General features: G+C 44.8%; 13 protein-coding genes. 5 read left to right on the forward strand and 8 right to left on the reverse strand.

Features of this window, described 5'->3' with window-relative positions:
• Positions 1 to 3: 3 nt before the first annotated feature.
• The 7 genes from AC13CC_RS02605 to AC13CC_RS02635 form a co-directional block, all read right to left on the reverse strand.
• Positions 4 to 1,374, reverse strand: a complete 1,371-nt coding sequence (locus AC13CC_RS02605) for an MBL fold metallo-hydrolase RNA specificity domain-containing protein (protein WP_482877184.1) — start codon at positions 1,372 to 1,374, stop codon at positions 4 to 6.
• A gap of 4 nt (positions 1,375 to 1,378) precedes the next feature.
• Positions 1,379 to 2,221 (reverse strand): ATP cone domain-containing protein, encoded by an 843-nt coding sequence (locus AC13CC_RS02610; protein ID WP_326279211.1) that lies wholly within the window; start codon positions 2,219 to 2,221, stop codon positions 1,379 to 1,381.
• Positions 2,222 to 2,305: 84 nt separating this feature from the next.
• The gene (locus tag AC13CC_RS02615) at positions 2,306 to 5,452 is read right to left on the reverse strand and encodes an efflux RND transporter permease subunit (RefSeq protein ID WP_482877185.1); all 3,147 of its coding nucleotides are present in this window, start codon (positions 5,450 to 5,452) and stop codon (positions 2,306 to 2,308) included.
• Between the two features lie 8 nt (positions 5,453 to 5,460).
• Complete coding sequence (locus AC13CC_RS02620) at positions 5,461 to 6,669, reverse strand: efflux RND transporter periplasmic adaptor subunit (RefSeq protein WP_482877187.1); 1,209 nt, start codon at positions 6,667 to 6,669, stop codon at positions 5,461 to 5,463.
• Positions 6,659 to 8,113, reverse strand: a complete 1,455-nt coding sequence (locus AC13CC_RS02625; RefSeq protein WP_482877189.1) for an efflux transporter outer membrane subunit — start codon at positions 8,111 to 8,113, stop codon at positions 6,659 to 6,661. The genes AC13CC_RS02620 and AC13CC_RS02625 overlap by 11 nt, the downstream gene beginning before the upstream one ends.
• 307 nt (positions 8,114 to 8,420) lie before the next feature.
• Entirely contained in the window at positions 8,421 to 10,958 is a 2,538-nt protein-coding gene (locus tag AC13CC_RS02630) for an ABC transporter permease (protein WP_326279207.1), read from the reverse strand.
• Between the two features lies 1 nt (position 10,959).
• Positions 10,960 to 11,637 (reverse strand): ABC transporter ATP-binding protein, encoded by a 678-nt coding sequence (locus tag AC13CC_RS02635; protein ID WP_293162391.1) that lies wholly within the window; start codon positions 11,635 to 11,637, stop codon positions 10,960 to 10,962.
• A 43-nt stretch (positions 11,638 to 11,680) separates the two neighbouring features.
• On the opposite strand from AC13CC_RS02635, the gene AC13CC_RS02640 reads away from it, so the two are divergent.
• The 5 genes from AC13CC_RS02640 to AC13CC_RS02660 all read left to right on the forward strand — a co-directional run bounded on the left by AC13CC_RS02640 (position 11,681) and on the right by AC13CC_RS02660 (position 16,760).
• Entirely contained in the window at positions 11,681 to 12,382 is a 702-nt protein-coding gene (locus AC13CC_RS02640) for an arylesterase (RefSeq protein WP_482877190.1), read from the forward strand.
• Positions 12,383 to 12,437: 55 nt separating this feature from the next.
• Positions 12,438 to 13,796, forward strand: a complete 1,359-nt coding sequence (locus tag AC13CC_RS02645) for a TolB family protein (protein ID WP_482877191.1) — start codon at positions 12,438 to 12,440, stop codon at positions 13,794 to 13,796.
• A 25-nt stretch (positions 13,797 to 13,821) separates the two neighbouring features.
• Complete coding sequence (locus AC13CC_RS02650; RefSeq protein ID WP_482877192.1) at positions 13,822 to 15,219, forward strand: Gfo/Idh/MocA family protein; 1,398 nt, start codon at positions 13,822 to 13,824, stop codon at positions 15,217 to 15,219.
• Positions 15,220 to 15,410: 191 nt separating this feature from the next.
• A complete protein-coding gene (locus AC13CC_RS02655) occupies positions 15,411 to 15,680 on the forward strand; it encodes an ArsR/SmtB family transcription factor (RefSeq protein ID WP_482877193.1) in 270 nt (89 codons plus the stop codon).
• Between the two features lie 36 nt (positions 15,681 to 15,716).
• Complete coding sequence (locus AC13CC_RS02660) at positions 15,717 to 16,760, forward strand: LLM class flavin-dependent oxidoreductase (protein WP_482877194.1); 1,044 nt, start codon at positions 15,717 to 15,719, stop codon at positions 16,758 to 16,760.
• A 144-nt stretch (positions 16,761 to 16,904) separates the two neighbouring features.
• On the opposite strand, the gene AC13CC_RS02665 is transcribed toward AC13CC_RS02660, so the two are convergent.
• On the reverse strand, positions 16,905 to 18,521 hold the full coding sequence (locus AC13CC_RS02665) for a carboxylesterase/lipase family protein (RefSeq protein WP_482877195.1): 1,617 nt from the start codon (positions 18,519 to 18,521) through the stop codon (positions 16,905 to 16,907).
• Between the last annotated feature and the right edge of the window lie 27 nt (positions 18,522 to 18,548).

Raw genomic sequence — 18,548 nt, forward strand, 5'->3', positions numbered from 1 at the left:
GCATCACAAGATTACCTCAACCACCTCGTGCATTTTGGGAATATGACAATGCCACCCTAATTTTTGTTGTATTTTTTCCTTGTATGCCTCCATGGCGGATTTTTCCCCATGTACCAAAAACACTTTTTCAGGAACATTTTTTATAGATCCCATCCATCTCAACAGTTCCGATTGGTCCGCATGAGCAGATAAACTTTCCAAATGATGGACTTTGGCTTTAATGGGGACATATTTTCCGTAAATTTTAAGCTCCGTTGCTCCTTCGAGCAACTTTCTTCCCCTTGTTTCCTCAGCTTGAAACCCAACAAGTAAAATGGAAGTGGAATCCAAGTCCGCCAATTGCTTTATGTACGTGAGAACCCGACCTCCCGTAACCATTCCGCTACCTGCAATCACAATTTTTGGTCTGGGGTCATCAATAGTCTCCCAAGTTTCGGCGTAGGAACTTACTATATTTATATGGTTGTACATATTTCTGTATTCCTCCGGTGTCAGTTTATGCCAGCTGGGAAAAGCTTTGAATACTTCCAATACATTGTTTCCCATGGGGCTATCCACAAAAATGGGAATATTGGGTATCTTGTTCTTCTTGTAAAGCTTCCACAATTGGTACATTAGGGATTGTAAACGTTCCACCGCAAAGGAAGGAATGATCAAGACACCCTTCTTATGTAAAGTCTCTTTTACGAGTTCCATTAAGATCTGCCCTACATTTTCTTCAGGATGATCCCGGTCTCCATAGGTGCTTTCCACAAACAAATAGTCGGCCCACTCCGGTTGTTTTGGCGGGTTGAGCAATTCATCGTTTTGCCGGCCGACATCACCTGAAAATACAAATCGTTTTCCATAGAGATCCATATCTAAATAGGTAGAACCAATAATGTGCCCATTGTACAAGAATGTTACCGAACAATGGTCCGAAAGGGAAATCTCTTCTCCCTCCTCGACTTGTTCAAAAAACTTCAAGGTAAAAGCAACATCCTGTTTTGTGTACAATGGCAGGGCAGGATCATGCTTACTGTATTTTTCTTTATTGGCCCTCTCCGCTTCTTCTTCCTGTATTTTGGCACTGTCCTCCAATATGATGCGGGCAATTTCCAAGGTGGGGGCAGTTCCCAAGATCTTTCCCCTGAATCCTTGTCGGACCAAAAGGGGCAAATATCCGCAATGGTCCAAATGTCCATGGGTAAGCAGCACATAATCCATTTGCGAAGCATCCACAGGCAGCGACTCCCAATTTTGTTTTCGCAATTCTTTTACACCTTGGAACAGACCACAGTCCACCAAAATTTTGATTTCTTCGGAGTGCAGGTAAAATTTTGAACCTGTCACCGTTTCCGAAGCACCGAAAAAATAAATTAGAAGTTTTTTCATCCGTTTACGAATTACAAAGTGATTTCATTTCTTTCAGGATCCGTTGTTTTCTACCATTGGAAACCCCCAAATGGTCGAGCAAAAAGCTGTTCTTTATCAATTGCCTGCACAGTACCATATCGCGTTGCAACAAAAATTGCTTTTCCCTATTGGACAACAATGTTGAAACCGTGATGGGGTATAATCGCAATCTGTCTATTCTCTCCTTTAGGCCGTTTCCATGCGGATAATCCCAGCTTAAAAGATAGAGCCCGACACATTTCCCATATTCGAGGGCATCTTGCGTAAAACGGGTGTTGGTGGCCAACCAACCTTTGGTTTCCTTAAAGTCCTTGTTGTTTTGGGACTCCAAAGGCAACTTGACATCTTGGTACCTGGAATGGATATACAAGGGAATCTTTACATTGCATTTCAGTCCATCCTCACTGTGAAACTTGCACTCGATAATGTTCAAGGTTTCGTTTTTTAGGGCCAAAACATCAATTTCATGGGACACACAACTGCCTTGCAACACTTCTCCTACTTTGGTTTGATAACCGGAGTAATGCAAAATACCGCTGATAAATTTCTCAAAAGGGAAGCCAGTTGGGCCGAGTTCGTAAATGGCTTTTTTCAGTTTGTACTTTGATGCGTAGACCGACTCCTTTTTCTTTAAAAGAGCAAAGGCCCGGTTATAAATTTCGCGGGTGCTGATACCTTGGTAAAGTTCATCTTGCACACGCTGTACAATGTCCTCTACCAATGCTTCCGAAGCTCCACTGAATTGAAGGGAATTCTTGAGCTTTTCCATGGAAAAATCCACTTTTTCCCCTGTGGACTTTGTAATGTGAAACTGCTTTGTTGCCATACCCCTAAAATACGTAACCTTTTAGTCACCGTCCTCAAATTTGATCAAAATCGGATGTGAAGGGAATACGGCCCGAAACCGGTATTAGGAAACGGTGCCTTCAGAAACATCCACCTCCTTGACGGTCCTTCCTTTTTGAATGGACAGCCTTATATCTTCCAAAACCAAATATAGACAGGGTACGATCACCAAGATGATCGCCGTGGCGAACACAATACCAAATCCCAAGGAAATGGCCATCGGAATCAAATAAAAGGCTTGACTGGATGTTTCCAAAATAATGGGGGCCAGCCCACCAAAGGTAGTCATGGTCGTTAAAATAATGGGACGGAATCTTCGTAACCCTGCTTCGTGAATGGATTTGTAGATAGGGTGTCCTTCTTTTCGGCGTTTGTTGGCATAGTCAATCATGATTAAAGAATCATTGACCACCACGCCGGACAATGCTATAACTCCCATAAGACTCACCAAGGAAAGATCGTAGCCCAACAAAATATGGCCGATAACGGCTCCAACAATTCCAAAGGGAATGGCCGTCATCACGATCAAGGGTTGCACATAGCTGCCAAAGGCAATGGCCAATAGGGCATAGATCAGCAACATGGCAATGGCAAAACCGGAACGCAGCGTACTTGTGCTTTCCCGCATATCAGCCTGACTTCCTTCGAAGGTCCATGTTATTCCGGGAAAATCCGCCCTAAGCTGGGGCAAGGTCTCTTCCTGTACTTTGGCGATGACCCTATTTACGGTATTTGCGGGTTCCACGTCCATTCCGACGTTGACCACTCTACGGCCGTCCCTTCGGTTTATACTGGTAAACGCTTCGCGCTGTTTCACCTCAACAACATCCATCAAGGGTACTTCTACCCCATCCTGCGTTCTAATGAGAAAGTTTTCCAGGTTTCTGATATCCTTTCGTTCCTCCATGGGCAGTTTTACCCGTACTTCCACCTCATCCATACCTCTGAGCTGGCGCATCGCCAGGGCTCCAAAGAAGCCATTTCTTACCTGTCTCCCTACATCATTGGAGGTTAACCCAAGGGTTCTGCCCTGTGGCAACAGATTGAAATCATATTGCATCTTCCCATTGTTGTAGTTGTCAGTAACATCGCGGGTATTGGAAAAAGCTTCCATACGCTCCACAAATGCCTCACTGGCTTTTTCCAGCACCTCAATATCGGAATGGCTCAAATCAATGCTTATGGCCTGTCGTGCCCCTCCAGGTCCACGCTCTGCCTCAAAAGTAATTTGATCAACGCCCTCAATATCCCCAATATTATCACGCCAGAGTTCAATGACTTCCCCTGCAGTAATATCCCTTTGATCGGGTGGCAACATCACGATTTCCACATCGATAAAGTTCTGTCCCCTTACATTGGTCTTGATGCCTTCGGCAACTTCATATAGGTTATGTTTTTCAAACATTCTTTGGGTTGCATCGGAAATATCGTGTGCGACCTTTGCCGCTTGGTCCGGTGTGGTACCTACGGGCAAACGCACCCCCGCCTCAATTTCATCCGCTGCTACCTCGGGCATCATGATCATGCCCATATGGCCACTATACCCGTACCCGCCCACGATCAACAAAAGGGCCAAGGCACTGCACAATGTAATGTAGCGGTGTTTCAGGCCCTTATCCAGCAATGGACGGTAGCGCCTGTCCACAAATTCATTGAATGTATTGGCGAAAGAACTTTGCCACCCCTCCAATTTATGCACCCATTTGTTCTTACTTGGATCTTTCTTCAAATGAGCCAAGTGTGATGGCAGGATGAACAATGCTTCCAACAAGGATACGGCCAATATCACGATGACGACCGCAGGCAATGGTTGCCAGAATTTACCTGTTTCGCCCGGCATAAACAGTAAGGGTACAAAGGCAATAATGGTGGTGGTAATACTGAAAATAACAGGTTTGGATACATCTTTGGTCCCTGCAATTGCCGCTTTTAAGGGGCTCAATCCCTTTTTACGGTATTCGTAGACATTTTCCCCTACCACAATGGCATCGTCCACCACGATGCCCAGTACGACCAAGAACCCGAACATGGAAATCATATTGACGCTTATTCCGATCAGGGGCAGGAAAATAATCCCTCCGATAAAGGATACGGTCATGCCCATCATCACCCAGAAGGCCAGTCGGTATTCCAAGAACAAGGTAAGGATCAACAATACGATAATAATGGCCAATATACCGTTCTCGGTCAATAGGGACAATCGCTCTCTATAATCGGATGCCCTATTGCTATCAACACGGTGATTAACTCCTGGAGGCAACTTAAAGTCCTCCAAGATACTGAGTACGGCATCCTCAATTTCCAAAGGGGATTGGTCACCGGCCCTAAAAATCTGAAGTCCCACATAATTTTGTTGATTGAATTGGCCGTGAAACCCGGTTTCTTCAAAACCATCGGTAATGGTAGCAATGTCGCTGAGACTTACCTTGGCTCCGGAGGGTGCCGTTACAACGGTGATGTTTCCATATTCCTCGGCCCATTGTTTACGCTCTTTCATCCGCAACAAAATTTCCCCGCTCTGGGTCTGCACCGCACCTGCGGGCACATCGTTACTACTTTGCTGGATAATGTCGGCTACCTGCCCGAGGGTAAGGTTGTATTTTTGAAGGTTGTTCCTTGTAATTTCGATCCGGGTCTCGTAATCGGGGACATTGTTGAGTTCTACCTGCGTAATTTCGGGATCGCTCAACAAAATGGTCCGTAATCGCTCCGCGAGTATCCGCAGGGTCCAAATGTCGGTCTCCCCGTATAGACCGATTTGCAACACATCCCGCTGTCGTGACCTTAAACTTACTTCGGGGCGTTCGATATCGGCGGGAAATGTTCGGATACGGTTGATGGCCTGATCAATATCCTGAAAGGCTTTCATACGCTCAAAACCGGCAACCAGTTCAATGCTGATTTCCCCAGAACCCTCATTGGCCTGGGAAACGATTTCCTTGATGCCCTGGACACCGCGCACGGCTTCCTCAACAGGCTGCAGCACGCCTTGTTCCACTTCGGCAGGGGAGGCTCCCGGGTAGGCTACCGATACATCCACAAAGTCGAGCTGGAATTCGGGAAAAACTTCCTTTTGGATGGTATACATGGTAAATATCCCCCCACCCAACAATATCAGCATCAATAAATTGGCGGCAATGGAATTTCTTGCCATAAAGCCTATGGCCCCTTCTTTTCTCACTTTTCTGTCCGGATCTTTTTCTTCCATCATAGCAACTTTTAGTCGTTTTCCCCTTGCGAAGTCTCCTTGCCTCCTGTACGTAATTCTATCCCGTTGGTGACCGTGCTCAAGTTTGTGACCACCACTTTTTCTCCCTGTTCCAGGCCTGACCTTATATAAGCGTGTTCATTATCGGTAAGGATGATGTCCAATTCCCGTATTTCCAAAAGCCCATCTTTCATTACCCATGCGGTTTGATCGCTTCTGATCAGATCCCTATCGATGCGCACGACATCGGGAATGGGTTCCGCCTCGATGTTCACTTCCACAAAAGCCCCGATCATCAACTTGGGGGCGCCTTTCAATTCTTTTGATGTTGCCAAAGGGTCTTCTACCCGAACCAAAACCCTGGCCAGTCGGGTCTGGGCGTCCAAAGCACCGATCTGTCCGTTCAAATACCCTTCACGGTGGGCGCCTTTTGTCCATGCCGATGGGTTTTCAATATGGACCAAAGACCCTCTTTCAGAGTCCGATTCGGGAAACTTTAACCATTGCAGTCGGGAAATTGGAACAGTTGCCGTTACCCAATAACTATCGGTCCCAACGATCCTACCCAGATTATCCCCTTGCGCCACTTGGCTCCCCACAGTGACATTCTGGCTCAAAATATGGGCATCGAAAGGTGCACGGATGGTGGTTCGCTCCAAATTCAATTGTGCTTGGTTCAAGGAGGCTCGTGCAGCTTCAATGGTGGCCTTGACCGCATTTAATTGTGGCTTACGCAGAACCAACTGTGTTTCGTTATCGGAAAGTGGGTTGTCCCCGAAAAGGGAATCGTTGTTTATAAGTTGAAGGTCTTGTTCGGCTATCTGCTGACGTCCCATTTCGGTGGCCAAGGTAGTTTCGGATTGCAAAAGTTCGCTTTTTCGGAGCTCCAATGTGTTTTGATAGTCCGAAGGGTCTATCTGCAGCAGCACTTCTCCCTTTTTTACAAAACCACCGGGAGTGAATGCTGGATCCCGACGAATGATCTGCCCCGAAACCAAAGGACTTAAAATTACATCCTCCACTGGTTGCACAGTACCTGTTGCCACAATGGTCGGGGCAAAAGTACCTTTCTCCACCGAGACTACATCCACCAAAATAGCGGTCTCGATGGTGGCCCCTTCCTGTTGTGCTTCAGGTTCGGTGGAAAATATGAGTGTTGTTACCAATATTCCCCCCAAGAGAATGGCCAAACAAATCAAAATTAATTTTTTATTGCTCATAGAATTCGTCCCTTTTATTTTTTTGATCAACCAAATTTCTTCCCGTATCAAATCCTCCTGCCAATGCCCGGTACAAGGCTATCCTTATTTGCACGTGCTGCAATTGGGCAGCAACATAATCTCTTCGCAATTGTTGTTCTTGCCCCAGGCCCAAAAGCACATCGAGGTATGGACTGAAGCCATTTAAAAACTCGACCCGTAATTGCTTGTTGCTTTTTTCGGCCAATTCCAGTTGTCTGGCAATATTGTCCAATCGTTCTGCTTGCTTCATATCTTGGGTCAAGGCATCTTCAACTTCTCTAAAAGCAACCAAAGTAGCCTGCCCATACTCGTATAATCGTTGCTTTTTGATTGCTGTGGCCCTATCAACCTCGGCCTTTAATTGTCCTCCATAAAATAGTGGTGCCAAAATATTACCTGCCAACGAATACGCCCAATTATCAAAAAGGTTATCAAAATTATTGGAACGAAGCTGTCCGCGACCGCTCAAAGTAATTCGTGGATATTTACTTTGGACCGCTGAGGCCATATCCCTGTCCGCGGCCAACAAGGTTGCAAAGGATTGTTTTAAATCAGGTCTTCTGCGAACCAATTCCAAGGGCAGGCCCGTTTTTGGCAATTCGGGGACAGTGGGCATTGTAGCCCCATCCAAGACAATTCCTTCTTGAGGTTGTTTACCCAAAAGTACGGCCAATTGGTTTTTTAAAAGTTGAATATTGGTTTCAAAAATTATCTTCTGTTCCTTGGTGCTTTCCAGCAATTGGGCTTGCCGTAAAATATCTACCGCCCGTAGTTGACCACCCACAAAACGAGAACGTATCAGTTTAATGATGGCTTCGTTGGTTTTGATCTGGTCTTCGGTTATCTGCAATTGTCTTTTAGCGGCCTGCAATTGATACCAAGTAGTGGCAATTTCGGCAGAGAGTGACAAGGAAAGGGTCTGGTAGTCGAAATAGCTGGCTTCTGACCTAAATTTTTCTGCGTTTACGGCAGTACCGATACGACCCCATAAATCGAGTTCGTAACTGGACAAAAATCCCAACTGTGTATTCTCACCACCAACGAAATCCGGTTCTGGAAGGGTTCTTGCCGTCTGTGCCGACGCTTCAATGGCTGGCCATTTATTGGAGGCTTGGGACCTGACCGTGGCCCTGGTCGACAAAAATTGTTGCCAAGTGGCAGCCATGTTTAAATTGGACTGCATTGCGCTATCTATCAGTATGTTTAATTTATCGTCATTAAAAACTTCCCACCACTTATCAGTGACCAAGGAATCCCCACTTGCTGTAAACTCTTGAAAATCATCAATTGGAGGTGATAGGTCTGCATATTTGGGAGAGCAATTGAAATAGAGCAATCCAAAAAAAGAAAAAAGGAACAAAACTGTGAAGCTCTGTCTGTTTTTGATGTATAAATAATACCCCTCTGTTTTGTTTTTTCCCATTGTCTTGATTTGATAAACTAAGTTTAACAAAAAACACCACCACTTTAATTAAGTGAATTTCAAGATGGTTTGAAAAAAAAAACATTCAAACAACCGTACAGACCCCGTCAACAACAAAAATTGCCCCAAAAAGCAGGTTTTGAACGGATTTAAGGGTTCCGCCCATAGGAAAAATCCCCCAATTTGTTTAAGGTTGGGATTTTTAGCAGCTTTCTTTTCAACTCCAACTCTCTCAATGGTTGTTGCTGTAATCATTATCCCAAAAGGTTGGTATATGGATAATGGTTAAGATAACCATATGGGTTCACTACTCCTTTTCCTTCTTTAAAACGGAAAGCGGAGAGTTCCTTACAATACTTATACTATTTCCCACACCCAAGGCAAAAACCAATAAGGTAATGGCGGGAAGTATCACAAAGAACGGCACCCATGAAAGAGTAAAAGTGGTTTCAAACAACATATAGGCCAACAAGGTACTTCCTAAAACAGCGAGCAACACCCCCATAAAAGCCCCCAAAAACCCGAGGACGGCGTACTCAATGGCGATCATTTTTAAAATTTGGGAGCTTTGGGCCCCCAAGGTCCGGAGCAAGGCCCCTTGTTTTACACGTTGGTGCTTGCTGCTGTAAATGGCTCCCATAAGCACTGCAACCCCGACAAATATGCTAAAGAAGGCCATAAAGTTGATGACCCATCCGATTTTCCCCAAAATATCTTCCAACAGACTTAGGATTCGTTTTAAATCCAAAATGGAAACATTGGGGAAATCGCGTACCAATTGTTGCTGGAGTTGGGCAGAGCCTTTATCATCGGCGGTCCTGGTGGTCATTACTCCAAACTGTGGGGCATTTTCGAGTACTCCCGATGGAAAAACTATGGAGAAATTAGGTTGTAACCTGCTCCAATCTACTTCCCTTATGCTCTGTACCACCGTGTTCATAATCCTGCCCTGTACATTAAATGTAACGGCATCCCCAATAGTTACTTTAGCCCTATCAGCAAAATCACTGCTCACAGAGATGGGAACATCGGAATCGGCATCTACGCTGCTTACCCAGCCCCCTTCCAAAATACGTTCGGAATCGATTAAGCTGTCCCGATAGGTCACCCTAAACTCATGGTTCAAAATCCATCTGCTCACTTGCGATGTGGTATCTTTCCTGATAGCTTCCACATGTCTTCCATTAAGGGTTTCCACCCGCATGGTCACAATCGGAATTTTATCAATCACAGGATAACCTGAAGCCTTGATTGTATTGGAAACCCCGTCTACTTGTTGGTTCTGAATGTCCATCAAAATCATGTTGGCACTGTTGGCACTATCCTCAATGGCTGCTTTCTCCAACAGCATATCCTTTGTAAAGTACAGGGTGCTTATCAAAAAAGTTCCGATGCCAATGGCCAATACCAATACCAAGGTTTGGTTTTGGGGCCTGAATAAATTCTTCAAACTCTGGCGGGCAATAAAACTCCACGAATACGGGAAAAACTTTTTCAACATGGCCATAAAGAATCGGGCTACTGCCGTCAAAATCAAAAAGACGACCAAAAGCCCTCCAACAAAAAACAAGGAGCGCATGAAGTCGCCGAGCAACCAAAACGAAAAACTGAATACAAACAACACAATGCCCAAACCAACTGCCGTGGTGGCCCGCTTTGATCGGGATTTCGTTTCCTGGACCACACGCAAGGCCTGCAAAGGCGAAACATACAAAGTTTTCATTAAAGGATAAAGGGCAAAGAGCACGGACATCGCCAATCCCAAGGAAAGTCCCAGCAATACACTTTGAAGCGATAGGACAATATCAACATCCACGGGCAATAAATCGCCCAATAAGATGGGAAACAATTGTTGGAGCGAATAACCAATGGCTGTTCCCAGCAATCCGCCCAAGATTCCCATACAGGCTATTTGAACAAAGAAGATAAGGTAACTCTGCCGTTTTGAAGCCCCCAAACATTTGAGCACGGCAATGGATTTTATCTTCATTTGGACATAAATCCCCATGCCACTGGCAATACCTACGCACCCCAAAAGCAATGCAATAAAACCGACCAGATTGAGGAATTTTCCAAAATTTTCGTAACGGCGTCCCAAGCGTCGAGCTTCGGATAGGTGGGTGTCCAAATCGGCTTCTTCGGCATCCAGTATGGGTTCCACTTTTTCGCCCAAGACGGCCATATCTTGGCCTTCATCGGCCGTGAAATAATATTTGTACTCAACCCGACTACCTGTTTGTACCAGCTCTGTTGATTCAATAAATTGAAAAGGAATCAAAACAGGTGGTGCAATCGCCCCAAAAACCGAGGTACTGCCGGGAACTGTTTCCAATTCCCCTGCTATGGGAAGGGTAACTGCCCCCAACTTTATACTGTCGCCAACCTTTAGGTTGAGCTGAAGCATGGTAGTGGCATCCACCAATGCCCCACGGTTTCTAAAATCGTTTACCGCTGAAACGGGCGTGGTTTCCAATTCTCCATAAAATGGAAAACCGCCTTCCACTCCCCTAACCTCCATGAGCTTGGTACCATTATTTCCCGGAAAGGCTGCCATGGAAAGAAAATTGATCTCGCGCGCATCCGCTCCACCCAAAGAATCCATAATGCCCATTACTTTATCGTTGACGGGCTTATCACTTTCTATAAGGTAATCCGCACCCAAAAGTGCTTTGGACTGTTTAGCAATGTTCTCTTTTAACAATCCACTAAATGACTGGACACTGACCACAGCGGCCACGCCCAAGGTTATAGAGAATACAAACAATAATAGTTTACCATAACTTGCCTTGCCATCGCGCCATGCCATTTTTAGCAACCAAGAAAATCCAGTGTTGTGCTTCCCCATATTAACCAACGGTTTCCTCGATTTTACCCGATCTTAGGCGAATACTTTTATCTGTTTTTTTGGCCAGCTCCAGATCATGGGTCACGATTACAAGTGCGGTGCCCTGCTCTTTGTTGAGTTCAAAAAGCAAATCTTCTATTTTGGTACCTGTTTCATCGTCTAGGTTTCCTGTGGGCTCATCGGCAAAAAGTATGGCAGGTTTGTTGGCAAAGGCACGCGCCAATGCAACACGCTGTTGCTCCCCGCCCGATAATTGGGACGGATAATGGCCTTCCCTATCCTGCAATCCAACCTTGGTCAAAAGTTCCTTCCCCAGATCCGCGGCTTTTTTAACACCTCGAAGTTCCAAGGGAACAATCACATTTTCCAAAGCGGTCAATGTAGGGAGCAATTGAAAGTCCTGAAAAACAAAACCTACATTTTGATTTCGTAATCGTGCCCTTCCGTCTTCATCAAGTTCAAACAAATTTTGGCCGCAAAGCCAAATCTCGCCTTCATCCGTGGTATCCAATCCCGCACAGAGTCCCAACAAGGTGGTTTTTCCACTGCCCGATGGGCCGACAATCGCAAAACTTTCTCCACTTCCCACTTCAAATGAAACATTGTTGAGTACATTGAGGTCGTGTTCCCCACTTCGATAGGTTTTAGAGAGGTGTTGAACTTTTAATATCTTTGACATACCACATTTTAGGTTAAAAACTCTCAAAATACTAAAATAGATCATGACCAAGAAAACCCCGAGCTTCCCATTACCGTTAATGTTTTGTTATTTTTTATCGCTACTACTCCTTGGTTGTGGGGAAAAGAACGCTAAAAGGGATGCCGAGAAGACCTCTCGACCCCAAGAAACAACCGTAACCGAGACCCCCGATTCCAATAAAAAAATCTTGTTTTTTGGTGATAGTCTAACCGCCGGCTATGGGTTGGAGGTCAGTCAGGCCTTTCCCGCGCTTATCCAACAAAAAGTAGACTCTTTGGGGTTGGACTATACCGTAATCAATGCCGGGCTCAGTGGAGAAACCACGGCAAGCGGAAAAAATAGGTTGGAATGGGTTTTGCAAGACGATATCGACATCATTATCATAGAATTGGGTGCCAATGATGGGCTGCGGGGTGTCCCGCTTAGGGAAACGGAATCGAATCTTCAAAGCATGGTGGACACCATCCAAAGCAAATTACCCAATGCCAAGATCATTCTTGCGGGAATGAAGATTCCACCGAACATGGGCCCCGATTACACTTCAAAATTTGAGAGCCTTTTTCCAGAGTTGGCATCTTCGGAAAACATAACATTGATTCCTTTTTTATTGGAAAACGTAGCCGGGATTCCCGAACTCAATCAAGGGGATGGTATTCATCCAACTGTAGCGGGACAAAAGTTGGTGGCTGAAAATGTTTGGGAGGTTTTAGGGCCAATGCTCTAAATTTTTTGTGCGCAAAGTGTATATTTATCGAGCACACAAAACTAAACTAAACATCATGAAGTCATTTTATGTACTTCAGGAGTATACTTTTGGCAGCACACAAGGGTTGTTTCAAAAATATTTCCTGTTCTTTCTGGGGGCACTATGCAGTTTCTCCCTGTATTCCCAGCAGCAAGATTCACTTGCTATCATCAAACTTTTGGAAAATGAAGGGCTCACTTGGCGAATGGGCGACAAAGAAGCTCATACGAAATACTGGGAAAAACGGTCTTATAGTCGTTTTATGGTATCTACCGCAGATGGACGCACTATGGATATCCCTATAGAAACCATTATAAACCCACCATCCAACATGATCGGGAATGGGGGTTTTGCCTTCCATAGCAACCATAAAATGAAAATTGGCGGCAATACAGCTTGGGTAACACATGATGAGGTTTCCGTGGATAGTTATGGCAAAGAAAGCCTATCCACTGAATTTCGTTTTTTGGAAAAGTTTGATGCCCATTGGAAACTGGTAGCACAATCCATCCATTTTTACGATCATCCACCTGAAAATAAAATTGATACCACTAGCTACATACAAACAGTGGATATTGAAACGGGCAGCATTGAGACCGTACTTGCCATAAACGAACATTTTGAGGCCCCAAACTGGCATCCTGACAATTATTTGATCGTAAACAGTAAGGGAAAACTGTACACTTTGGACTTGGAAACCAAAGATTTGGAGGTGTTGGATACCGATTTTATTGACCAGAGCAACAACGACCACGGGATTTCCGCGGATGGCAAATGGCTGGCCATTAGCCACAACGATGTGATCGATCCCTCACCCAAATCTTATAAATCCGCTATCTATGTGATGCCCGTAGAAGGTGGAAAACCGAGGAAAGTAACTTCCAAAGTGCCATCCTACTGGCACGGTTGGTCTCCCAACGGAAAACGATTGGCCTATTGTGCCGAACGAAATGGTAATTACGATGTGTATACCATCAGTGTAAATGGCGGAAAAGAAAAAAGGTTGACCACAGCTGAAGGGCTGGACGATGGTCCTGAATATTCGCCCGATGGAAAATATATTTATTACAACTCCTATAAATCTGGACACATGCAGATTTGGCGGATGCTTGCCAACGGAAGAAAGCAAGAGCAGTTGACCTTTGACAAGAATTCCAATTGGTTCCCGCATCCATCGCCCGATGGAAAATGGATTGTTTATATCGCCTACACTTCCGACCAAAAGCAAGACCATTTGTTCGGCAAACAAGTAAAACTTAGGCTCATGAACGTTGAGACGAAGGCCATAAAGGATATTACCCCTGTTTTCTTTGGTGGCCAAGGCACCATCAATGTGCCTTCTTGGAGTCCAAACAGTAAAAAATTGGCCTTTGTAAGTTATTCAGTGAACTAAAACCTATATATAAAATCAACAATTGATGAAAAACAATTCAAACAAAAGAAGAAAATTTTTACGACAGATAGGAGCCACTACTTTGGCCTCTGCCGCCACCCCATTCGCATCTTTTGCAGCACAAAAAAAAGCAGAAGAGCGCATGTTACGATATGAAAAAGGATTTTCCAATAACGATAAAGTAAGAATCGGTGTGATCGGGTACGGGGTACAAGGGCATTTTGACCTAAGTACCGCCCTACAAGTTCCCGGGGTTGAACTTGCGGGCATCTGCGACCTGTACAAAGGCAGGTTGGTTCGGGCCCAAGAAGAGTTTGGAAAAGACCTGTTTGTTACCCGAAGCTATAAAGATCTTTTGGATAGGGACGATATTGACGCCGTGCTTATTTGTACCACCGATGTTTGGCATTCCCAAATAACCTTGGATGCTCTTGCCAAAGGCAAGCACGTGTATCTGGAAAAACCCATGATGCACAAAATTGAGGAGGGTTATCCGATGATGAAAGCGGCCAAAAAATCCGGTAAGGTTGTTCAGATAGGTAGTCAAAGAGTAAGTAGTGTCGGGTATGCCAAGGCCAAAGAACTTTTGGCCGCAGGAGAAATAGGTAATCTTAACATGGTGCAGGCAGCTTGGGACCGTCAAAGTTCCATCGGGGCATGGGAATATACCATTCCTGACGATGCCAGTGCAGAAACCACGGATTGGGACACCTTTGTAGAGGTAACCGATAAAATGGAGTTTGATGCCAAAAAATTCTTTTGGTGGAGGGCGTTTAAAGAATTTGGCACGGGTGTAGCAGGCGACCTTTACATCCATTTATTAAGTGGTACCCATTTTATAACCAATTCCAAAGGACCGGAAGATATTTATAGTACAGGGCAATTCAGCTATTGGAAAGATGGTAGAAACATGCCCGATGTGATGTCCGGTGTAATGCAGTACCCTGACAGTGAGGAACACCCTGCGTTTCAATTAAATCTGCGCGTAAACTTTATCAGCGGTACGGGAGGCCAGGAAATTATACAAATGATAGGTTCCGAAGGCACCATTACCATAAACGGAAACGATATTACCGTGGGGTATAGCAAAATGCCCGAAGCCCCAGGTTTTGGTGGGTACGACTCTGTATTTACCTTTCCAGAGGAAATGCAAAAACGAATGACGGCCGATTACAATGCCAAATGGACCAAGGCGCAACAAAATAAACATCCAAAAGGCGATGTTATTTACAAAGCACCTGAAGGCTATAGTGCCCATTTGGACCATTTCACCAATTTCTTTGATGCCATAAGGTCTGGAAAAGAAGTGGTGGAAAATGCTGAATTCGGCTTTAGGGCAGCGGCTCCGGCCTTGGCATGTAACACCAGTTATTTTGAAAAGAAAATAATGACCTGGGATCCCATCAATATGAAATTGGTCTAGATCCCCTAGTTTCTTTTGGAAGATATTGGAGGCATTGGGAACTTTTCAATGGTACATCGGATTGTTTTTACCATGCTTTGGATATCCTACTGCCTCCTTCCCAAAAGAGGTGTTCTGTCCATAATTACAGCCTCAGCCATTGTCACAATTATATTTATTGATATATTTACATGTTTCAATATGTAATTGTTTTGAACCTTAAACAAGTAGAGAAAATATCAAAGGCTTTGAGCGATGTCAATCGTTTGAAGATTCTTCGAGCAATCCAATGCTGTGATGACAAACTTGAATGTAGTACGATTACTGCATCGCTACATCTATCACAGCCATCGGTAAGCCATCATATAAAAAAATTGGTCGATGCCGAATTGATAGAACCTCAAAAAGAGGGACGGTTCTATTTTTACTCACTCAACAAAAGTGTGATGGAAAACTACTTGAAAGCCCTCAAAAAACTTTGATTTTTATTTCGACAATACATCGATACATATAAATATATGAATTCAAAAAAAATAGCGTACTCTATTCTGGAACTGGCCGTTCTTCCCAAGGGGAGCTCTATTGAGCAAGTTTATAAAAACACGGCAGCCCTTGCCCAAAGGGCCGAGGCTTTGGGTTATGAGCGTATGTGGTTTGCAGAGCACCACAACATGCCCGCCATTACCAGTAGTGCCCCCGAAATTTTAATTGGCCATGTGGCCCAGCACACCTCTACTTTACGTGTAGGATCGGGTGGGGTAATGTTGCCCAACCACTCCCCTTTTGTTGTTGCCGAAAAATTCGGGACCTTGGGGAATTTGTTCCCGAACCGTATTGATCTGGGTCTGGGCAGGGCACCGGGCACCGACCAACAAACGGCACGTGCCATTAATCCGGGGTTTATCGAGGCTACACATTCCTTTCCTAGCGATATTGAAAAAATCCAACACTATTTTTCAACCGACAACAAAACATCCAAAGTTAGGGTAACCTTGGCCGAAGGGGTTGATGTGCCCATCTACATTCTTGGTTCAAGTACCAGCAGTGCTCGATTGGCCGCCCAAAAAGGATTGCCCTATGCCTTTGCCAGTCATTTTGCAACGGCCCAACTCTTCAATGCCCTAGAAATTTATAGGGAGCAGTTTCAACCTTCGGAAGCATTACAAGAACCTTATGTTATTGCAGGTATCAACGTAATCATAGCCGATACCGATGAGGAAGCGGAACGTTTGTATACATCGGCCTTAAGAATGGTCATCAATATTTTGTCGGGGACCCAAAGCGAGTTTATCGAACCTCCTACCGAAATGAGCACGAGTTTACAGGAGGTACGACAGCACCCTGCCATTATGCAAATGACGCGATATTCTTTTGTAGGTAGCAAGGAAACGGTAAAAAAACAGGTTCAGGGCTTTATTGGCGAAACACAGGTTGATGAACTAATGGTTTCATCCATAATGTACAGTGCTGAAGACCGAATAAAATCGGCCGGACTTTTCGCGGAGATTATGATGGAGATCAATGAAAATGCCGAAGTCGGCAAAGCATCTTCTGTGGAGTGATCTTAGAATTTCCCAAATACCATCAGCATCAAGCCCATCAATAATTCAAATTTAGAATAAAAAACAAGCATGGACGGTCATCCATGCTTGCTGGTATTTTTAATGTATTTGAGCAGATCGATCCTCTCAACACTTGGATCGCTTTTACATCTCCGCCATCAGGGCCAAAAACTCTTTGTCGTGCTGTGGTTTTACCTCACAAGTATTGTCAAAAAACATGGTAGGTGTACGCTCCGGGTTATATTCAGGCCACTGTGGCAACCCCTTGTGGTTCGGATTTCCTGTTTTAGCAAAATTGATCCAGGCACTGCTCATTTTATCGGCAAGTACATGGGCTTCCTGTCCACCGCCCGTCATTTGCCGGGCACGTTCAATATTATCAAAAACAAAAGGAAGTTCCATGCAATGCAGGGCTTTATACTTACCATCAAAAACAGGGGATTGCCATGTGAACATAAACATATAAACGGATGCCCCGCCATTCAATTCTGACTTTTTGTTGGCCTGGAAAACGGCCCCTGGCCTAAATGTGGCATCTATGTCCAACAGGTCGGACGGTCTGGTATCGTTAGGGTATGCTTTCTTTACAGCTGCCACATAATCATCTGCCCTGTCTTTGAACGTCTCCTTTATATGGGCCATCACTTCTTCTTCGGATGCTTGGAAAAAACGTCCGTTCATAAATGGTGTAAATTCATTTTTTGTGGTTCCCAACATCAAGGGGATATCTTTGGAAAGTTCGAATGCTTCGTCGGACATTAAATCGTGCGGAAGTACATTCCCATCCATACTTGGCCCCCAATTGAGGCTCAATCCCACAGGAACAATACCTTTGGCATTCATTTGCTCGGCTACTTTTTGCAAGGCTGCTGTTCCCGCTGCGCTTAATCTATCGAACGGGATGGTTTGAAGACTGTCCACCTGGTCTTCGGATAGCGAAAGTTGGTTCAGTACCTCTGCTGCAATGGCCCTTGTGGTTTCCTTTTTGGACAAACTGCCCCTGAACGACCCACTTTGGTTAATTGCTTTATGAAACAGTCCCTTGGCCCTGGGCATGGCCATCAATGTATTTACTTTGGCTCCTCCACCGGACTGGCCAAAAATGGTAATATTGTCCGGGTCGCCACCAAAGTTGGAAATATTGGTTTTCACCCATTCCAAAGCGGCAACAATGTCCAACATACTGTTATTGGCCGATTCCTTATACTTATCGCCATAGGCCGATAGATCCAAAAAGCCCAATATGTTCAATCTATGGTTAATGGAAACAACTACAACATCACCCTTATTGCCCAGGTTTTCTCCATGATAGGATGGGAGTTCTTGACTGGACCCTGCAGTGAACCCGCCCCCATGCAACCAAAAAAGTACGGGTCTTTTCTTATTATCATCAATGCTCGGGGTCCAAACGTTAAGACGAAGACAATCTTCGCTGGTGTAGCCCCAATCGTGGTCAAAAACAAATTCAGGTTCATCCCGAACCTCTGTAGTGGGTGTCATCAAGGGAGCAACGGGGCCGTACATGGTCGAACTCCTTACGCCTTCCCAAGGTTCAACTTTCTGGGCGGGCAAAAAGCGTTCCGCGCTCGCGTAGGGAATCCCTTTGTAGGTATATATTCCATTTTGGATAAATCCCCGGACCTTTCCCGATTCGGTATCGGTAACAGCGACATCTGCGCCGGTTATAACTTCGGTTTGTGCATGTAAAGAACCTGTCCCTATTACAACTAGGGATAAAAAGAGTAATTCCTTTAATTTCATTTTTAGCTTGTTTAGTTGATATATTTA

It is taken from the genome of Flagellimonas sp. L-11 (assembly GCF_056857735.1).